This window comes from Agrobacterium sp. ST15.16.055, assembly GCF_027956555.1.
Taxonomy (GTDB): Bacteria; Pseudomonadota; Alphaproteobacteria; order Rhizobiales; family Rhizobiaceae; genus Agrobacterium; species Agrobacterium salinitolerans.
This window is the reverse complement of the sequence record NZ_JAQKGN010000010.1, coordinates 164385-170592: the sequence shown is the minus strand read 5'-3', so window position 1 is coordinate 170592 and position 6208 is coordinate 164385. Positions and strand designations below refer to the sequence as shown.

Annotated in this window: 5 protein-coding genes; 2 read left to right on the top strand and 3 right to left on the bottom strand. The window is 59.1% G+C overall.

Annotation, left to right across the window (positions count from 1 at the left end):
* Positions 1-891: 891 nt before the first annotated feature.
* The 3 genes from cysN to PL599_RS15930 are packed head-to-tail and all read right to left on the bottom strand — an operon-like array spanning position 892 to position 4139.
* Positions 892-2376, bottom strand: coding sequence for a sulfate adenylyltransferase subunit CysN (cysN, locus tag PL599_RS15940; RefSeq protein ID WP_137409908.1), 1485 nt, complete (start codon positions 2374-2376; stop codon positions 892-894).
* The gene (gene cysD, locus PL599_RS15935; RefSeq protein WP_077982773.1) at positions 2376-3329 is read right to left on the bottom strand and encodes a sulfate adenylyltransferase subunit CysD; all 954 of its coding nucleotides are present in this window, start codon (positions 3327-3329) and stop codon (positions 2376-2378) included. Before cysD ends, cysN begins: the two co-directional genes overlap by 1 nt.
* A gap of 27 nt (positions 3330-3356) precedes the next feature.
* Positions 3357-4139, bottom strand: coding sequence for a phosphoadenylyl-sulfate reductase (locus PL599_RS15930; RefSeq protein WP_269824455.1), 783 nt, complete (start codon positions 4137-4139; stop codon positions 3357-3359).
* A gap of 204 nt (positions 4140-4343) precedes the next feature.
* Here PL599_RS15930 and PL599_RS15925 point away from each other — a divergent pair, with 204 nt between their 5' ends.
* The gene (locus PL599_RS15925; protein WP_269824454.1) at positions 4344-4784 is read left to right on the top strand and encodes an RrF2 family transcriptional regulator; all 441 of its coding nucleotides are present in this window, start codon (positions 4344-4346) and stop codon (positions 4782-4784) included.
* A gap of 245 nt (positions 4785-5029) precedes the next feature.
* Positions 5030-6055, top strand: coding sequence for a sulfate ABC transporter substrate-binding protein (locus PL599_RS15920; RefSeq protein ID WP_142912377.1), 1026 nt, complete (start codon positions 5030-5032; stop codon positions 6053-6055).
* Positions 6056-6208 lie beyond the last annotated feature (153 nt).

Genomic DNA, 6208 nt, shown 5'->3' with positions numbered 1-6208 from the left:
CGGGCGACAAAGCGTAGACGTTCTTCCATAACCGAAGTCTCTCTCCACGGCATCAACACCTCCCGCAAAGCGAAAAGTGTTACCCATGTCTCCGGTACAAAACGTCACCTATCTCTCAAGTCGGACAAAGCCCAATAGTTACGGCGGCTTGCAACTCATCCCGAAACTTCCAAGATCGAAATCTCGCACAGAAACCGGGCTGTCAAAAGCCGCGCCGGTTGGACTGCATTCGCCGCTTACTTCTCGAAATCCGGGCGCAGGTGCGAATAAGCGCCTTCAAAAAATAGGGATGGACCGCTTCGGCGGGCTTTTGGTGTCGCCACACGGAATACCAGCAAAAGAGGCCCGTCGCTCCGCCAAGCGCCAGGCCTCAATGTCGCGGCCTGTTTCAGGGGACGCGCGACAGGAACCGTCTTAGAAGTCTCAATTCTTCTTCACAATCCAAGAAGTTATCCCTCACCGTCATGGGCCCTGAGTTTCAGGGGCCTCGTCGCGATCAACTTATCGCGATCAAAAAAGAGGCCCGCTGCTTTTTCAAACAACGAGCCTCTGTTGGGCCGCTTGGCGGAGCGACCGCATGCAAATTCGCCTTTCGTGCATGAACGTCGAATGAACAAACAGCTTTTTCTGCCGCCGAGAAACAACCCGTAAAAATCAGGAGAGCGGCATGGATCGGAAAGCCGCCTCAGTCGTTATTCAACCATACAACAATGGAGGATAACATGCTGAAGGGTATTGCATTGTGGGCTATGGGCGTTCCGATCTTCGTGATCATTCTGCTTTATATGTTCGTGTTTTAAGCCAATCCGCAGTCTCTGACGCGGAAAAGGCCCTGAAACGAAAAAGGCGACCGCTTTGACGGTCGCCTTTTGTTTGTTTGAGGGGGGCGTGTCAGCCCAGATCGCCGATCAGCCGCGCGGCCGTTGCGCCGTCGGTGCGGCGGATGTCGATCTCGTCGCGGTGCTTGGCGAGGAGCTCGCTGGCCAGCAGTTTTTCCGCAAGATCGGCGGGCAGTGAGAGAATGACCCGGTCGCCCTGTTCTTCCGACGCACCGACACTGCGTTTGCCGGCGATCATGCCGCCCGCGACCGTGTTGTTGGTGTCGGGATCGATCAGGATGAAGGAACCGGTCGCGCGGTTCTGTTCATAGGGATCGAAGATCGCCGTCTCATCGAAGGAAAGCCGCACCTTGCCGATGGCGTTCATCGGCAGTGCGGTTTCATGCGCCTGCCATTCGCCTTCCTTCAGGTTCAGCTGGCTGACGGGCTGCACACTGACACGCTGGCGGCGGCTGCCGCTTTTGAGCCAGTAGCGCTTGCCCGCTTCGATGCCGCCGGGCTGCAAGGCCACGATCTGCGCGTCGAAGGCAAGGCCCGTCTGTGGCTGCGCCTCAATGGAAACGATCATGTCGCCGCGCGAGACGTCCACCTGACGGTCGAGGACGAGCGTGACCGCATCGCCCGCCACGGCGGCATTGCGCACCAGATCGAAGGTAACGATCTGCTTGACGTTGGCGACCATGCCGGAAGGCAGGACGACGACGCTGTCGCCGGGCTTCACCGAACCGCCGGCAACCGTACCCTGATAGCCACGGAAGCTTTCACCCGGCCGCGAGACGCGCTGCACCGGAAGGCGGAAGCCGCCGGACTGCGCGGAGCGAACGGTGGCCAACTCCAGCGTTTCCACCAGCGTCGGGCCTTCATACCAGGGCATGGCGGCCTTGCCGGAGAGAACGACGTTTTCACCCTTCAGCGCCGACATCGGAATGGCGGTGATCTGCTTGATACCGAGGTTGGAGGCGAAATCGCGGAACTCGTGGGCGATCAGTTCGAAACCGGCCTTGTCGTAATTCGTCAGGTCGATCTTGTTGACGGCCAGCACGAATTGCCGGATGCCCATCAGCGCCGCGATGGTGGCGTGGCGGCGGGTCTGTTCCAGAATGCCGGTGCGGGCATCGACGAGCAGCACGGCAAGATCGGCGGTGGAAGCGCCGGTCGCCATGTTGCGGGTATATTGCTCATGGCCGGGCGTGTCGGCGACGATGAAGGCGCGCCGGTCGGTTGCGAAATAACGATAGGCGACATCGATGGTGATGCCCTGTTCGCGCTCCGCCTGAAGACCATCCAGCAGCAGGGCAAAATCGGGAAGGCCGAGATCGTTCTGCTTGCCGCTGTCGCGATGCAGGGTGGCGGCCTGATCTTCCTTGACGGCCTTGGTGTCCCAGAGAAGACGACCGATCAGGGTCGATTTGCCATCATCGACGCTGCCGCAGGTGATGAGGCGAAGCGGACGCGTGTCGCGTGCCGCCTTCGAATGTTCGGCAAACGGCAGAATGGTGGCGGAAGAGGAGGGGGTGTTGGCAGCTGCAGCGCTCATCAGAAATACCCCTCGCGCTTCTTCTTCTCCATGGAACCGGACTGGTCGCGGTCAATCGCACGGCCCTGTCGTTCGGAAACGGTGGCGATTTCGAGTTCCGCGATCACCTCCTGAAGCGTCGCCGCTTCGGAACGGATCGCACCGGTGAGCGGGAAGCAGCCGAGCGTGCGGAAGCGGATCGAGCCATGCTTGATCTCTTCGCCAGGCAGAAGCTCCAGACGCTCGTCTTCGGCAAGGATCATCATGCCGTCGCGTTCAACATAGGGACGCTCGGCGGCGTAATAGAGCGGCACCAGCGGAATGTTCTCCGCCTCGATGTAACGCCAGATATCCACTTCGGTCCAGTTGGAGAGCGGGAAGGCGCGCACGCTTTCGCCCTTGCGGACCATGCCGTTATAGATGTTCCACAATTCCGGGCGCTGGTTGCGCGGGTCCCATTTATGGTCAGGCGTGCGGAAGGAATAGATGCGCTCCTTGGCGCGGCTCGCTTCCTCGTCACGGCGTGCGCCGCCAAAGGCTGCGTCGAACTGGCCGGCGTCGAGAGCCTGACGCAGCGCCTCGGTCTTCATGATGTCGGTGTAAAGCGCCGAACCATGGGTGAAGGGCGTCACGTTTTCGCTCGCACCGCGCGGGTTGGTGTAGGAGATCAGGTCAAGATCATATTCCTTGACGATCTTGTCGCGGAATTCGATCATTTCCTTGAACTTCCAGCCCGTATTGACGTGCAACAGCGGGAAGGGCACGCGGCCGGGGAAGAAAGCCTTGCGCGCGAGATGCAGCAGCACGGAACTATCCTTGCCGATGGAATAGAGCATCACGGGATTATCGAATTCGGCGGCGACTTCGCGGAAAATATGAATAGCTTCGTTTTCAAGCGCCTTCAGATGGGGATCGAGCGGCGGCTTGGATGCGACAGTATTCTTGCTGTCCGTCTCGTGGACTGCGTTGGACATTGTGAACTCCGGAAATGGTCTGAATGATTATCGTTGCGGGATGGCGGAAACGGCGGGTGTCTGCTCCGCACCGGCGACATGAAGACCGCATTCGCGCTTCTCGTCGTTTTCCCACCACCATCGTCCTGCGCGCTCAGGCTCGCCGGGCTTGATGGCGCGCGTACAGGGCTCGCAGCCGATGGAGGGGTAACCGCGCTGATGCAACGGATTGACGGGAATGTTCTCCTGGGCGACATGCGCCCGGATGAGGTCGATATCCCAGTCAGCCAGCGGATTGATCTTGATGAGATTGCGATCCGCGTCGAATTCGGCAAACGGCGTCGTGGCGCGATTGCCCGACTGTCCGCGACGGAGGCCGGTGATCCAGAAGACGGCGCCTTCGAGCGCCTTGCCAAGCGGGATCAGCTTTCTGACATGACAGCAGGCGTGACGGGCTTCTACGCTTTCGTAAAAACCGTTCAGGCCGTATTTTTTGGCATAGGCGTCGATATCGTCCTGCTCCGGTCGGAACCGGCGGATTTCGATGCCGAAACGCTCTTCGGTTTCGTCGATGAGATCGACAGTTTCCTTGAACAGCCGGCCGGTTTCCAGCGTCACGACGTCGATCGGCAGGCGGTGCGTGCCGATGGCGGCCGTAATGACCTGATCCTCGATGCCGAGGCTGGTGGTGAACACCGCCCGCCCACCAAGGCCGGCGATAAACGAAAGCCGACCCGAAAGATCGAGCCCGGCAAGCGTGGCGTCGAGAGAAGCGGCATCGGCGGAGGCATTTGCTGAATTGATCGTCATTGTCACGTCCGGGATTTCCATGGCCGATTATTGTTGAAATCCGGCTATGCGAACAGAAATGACAGTCTTTGTGCGCTGCACTTCAGAGCAAAAATGCCTCACGCGCACGATCTATGAGCAAAAGATGCCCGTTCACCTTCTTTGCAGCTTGGATTTGAATTGTGACAACTTCTGCGCTAAGCGGGAATTGCCGGGTATCCGGGCTTGTGGTCTACTGGTTTTACGATGATTTCGCAGAAGGCAAAATACGCGCTGAGGGCGCTCCTTTCGCTGGCCAAGGCCGACGGCGCCTGTCCTGTGCAGATTTCCGACATTGCCCGCGAACAGGCCATTCCGAAAAAGTTTCTGGAACAGATCCTGCTCGAAATGAAGAAGGAACGCCTGGTCGAAAGCCGGCGCGGCAAGCAGGGTGGTTATCTTCTGGCGCGCCCGGCATCGGACATCACCTTCGGCGAAGTGCTGCGCCTCATCGACGGGCCGCTCGCGCCCTTGCCCTGCCTGTCACAGACCGCCTATCGCCGCTGCGAGGATTGCGATGGCGAAAAGCAGTGCGAAATCCGCCACGTCTTTGCCCGCGTGGCCGACGCCACCCGCAACATTCTTTTCAACACCACCATCGCCGATGCCGTGGCGGGTGTTGAAGTGCCCGATCTTCTGACAGCCTGACGAAAAAATCGTCTAAAACCTCATAATATTTTCCGCCATAGCGGCAAAAAATCATCAAAAATGTGAAACGCTTTTGCATTCAGCAAAGTTTTACACGACGCTTGTTGCGCCTTTCGCTTACGCTGCGCTGTTTTTGTTGCCCGGAAAAACGCTCTCGGGAAACAGTTTTTCGATCGTATTCGGCCTCATTGACCAACTCTACCCAACCGGTAGAGTTAAGCCGTCGCAATCAGGAGGGAATACCGATGTCCAAGCTTCTGTCCGGTTTGAGCGTTGTGGCGCTTGGCCTTTCACTGGCGCTTGGCGGCGCTGGCTCGGCCGCTGCGCAGACCAAGCTGCTCAACGTGTCCTACGACCCGACCCGTGAACTCTACAAGGATTTCAACGAAGCCTTCGCCAAGAAGTGGAAGGCCGACACCGGCGAGGATATCACCATCCAGCAGTCGCATGGCGGCTCCGGCAAGCAGGCCCGTTCGGTTATCGATGGTCTGGAAGCCGACGTGGTGACGCTGGCGCTGCAGAGCGATATCGACGCCATCGTTCAGAACTCCGGCAAGATCAACAAGGACTGGCGCACCCGCCTGCCGCATAATTCCTCGCCTTACACCTCCACCATCGTCTTCCTCGTTCGCAAGGGTAACCCCAAGGGCATCCATAATTGGGGCGATCTGGTGAAGGGCGATGTGCAGATCGTGACGCCGAACCCAAAGACCTCTGGCGGCGCGCGCTGGAACTACCTGGCGGCCTGGGCCTGGGCGAACGAAGAGTTCAAGGGCGACAAGGACAAGATCGAGGCCTATGTCGGCGAGCTTTACAAGCGCGCCCCGGTTCTTGATACCGGTGCCCGTGGCTCCACGGTGACCTTCGCACAGCGCCAGATCGGCGACGTGCTGCTCGCCTGGGAAAACGAAGCCTATCTCGCCGGTCAGGAATTCGGCGCTGACGCTTTCGATATCGTGGTGCCGCCGATCTCGATCCTTGCGGAACCGCCGGTCGCCGTGGTTGACGCCAATGTCGATGCCAAGGGCACCCGGAAGGTGGCAGAAGCCTATCTGCAATATCTCTATTCCGACGAGGGCCAGAATATTGCGGCGAAACACTTCTACCGCCCGTCCAATCCCGCTGCGGTTTCCAAGGATCTGCTCAAGCAGCTGCCCGAGATCAAGCTCGTCACCATTGACGACCCGCAGTTTGGCGGTTGGGCGAAGGCGCAGCCTGAACATTTCGGTGACGGCGGTATCTTCGACCAGATTTACAAGCCCGCCAAGTAAGCGGATGATGGGGTGAAACGTCGTCATCCGTCCGCGGGGACAAGGCGATGAAAGCCTGATCGACCGGACCTCGTGCCGGTCGATACTTTGTAATGGACGCCGGGAATACCGGGTCCCATAGGGCATCTTCAGGACAACCGACCCCGGTTTCTG

Coding starts and splice junctions, on each gene's coding strand:
- cysN (WP_137409908.1), bottom strand. CDS start 2,376: ATGAGCGCTGCAGCTGCCAACACCCCCTCCTCTTCCGCCACCATTCTG.
- cysD (WP_077982773.1), bottom strand. CDS start 3,329: ATGTCCAACGCAGTCCACGAGACGGACAGCAAGAATACTGTCGCATCC.
- PL599_RS15930 (WP_269824455.1), bottom strand. CDS start 4,139: ATGGAAATCCCGGACGTGACAATGACGATCAATTCAGCAAATGCCTCC.
- PL599_RS15925 (WP_269824454.1), top strand. CDS start 4,344: ATGATTTCGCAGAAGGCAAAATACGCGCTGAGGGCGCTCCTTTCGCTG.
- PL599_RS15920 (WP_142912377.1), top strand. CDS start 5,030: ATGTCCAAGCTTCTGTCCGGTTTGAGCGTTGTGGCGCTTGGCCTTTCA.